Source organism: Psychroflexus gondwanensis ACAM 44, assembly GCF_000355905.1.
GTDB lineage: Bacteria > Bacteroidota > Bacteroidia > Flavobacteriales > Flavobacteriaceae > Psychroflexus > Psychroflexus gondwanensis.
Genome location: NZ_APLF01000060.1, coordinates 1 through 331 on the forward strand (window position 1 = coordinate 1; position 331 = coordinate 331).

1 protein-coding gene is annotated in these 331 nt (G+C 36.3%); it reads left to right on the forward strand.

All coding sequences use genetic code 11. The features are described 5' to 3' along the window. On the forward strand, positions 1-304 hold a 304-nt coding region (locus tag PGOND44_RS14905; RefSeq protein WP_003447841.1), incomplete at its 5' end, for a GIY-YIG nuclease family protein. Between the last annotated feature and the right edge of the window lie 27 nt (positions 305-331).

Sequence of the window (331 nt, forward strand, 5' to 3'; positions counted from 1 at the left end):
GGGGTTTTTTTATATTTACCCTATGCATTTCCTCTATATAATTTATAGCAAACAATCCAATAGATTCTACATCGGTGAAACTCAAAATGTTCAAAAGAGAGTTTTGATGCATAATCAACATGCCTTCAAAAATGCTTTTACGACCTCTGCTAAAGATTGGCAGCTCGAGCTCTCTTTTGAATGTGAATCCAAAGAAGAAGCCTTTTGCTTAGAACGCTTTATAAAACGAATGAAAAGCAGAGTGTTTATCGAAAAAATTATCCGAAACCCTTCTGTTTTAAAAGAAATTCTAAATAAGAAATAGACCCCGGTTCCCCGACGGCTTCGGGGC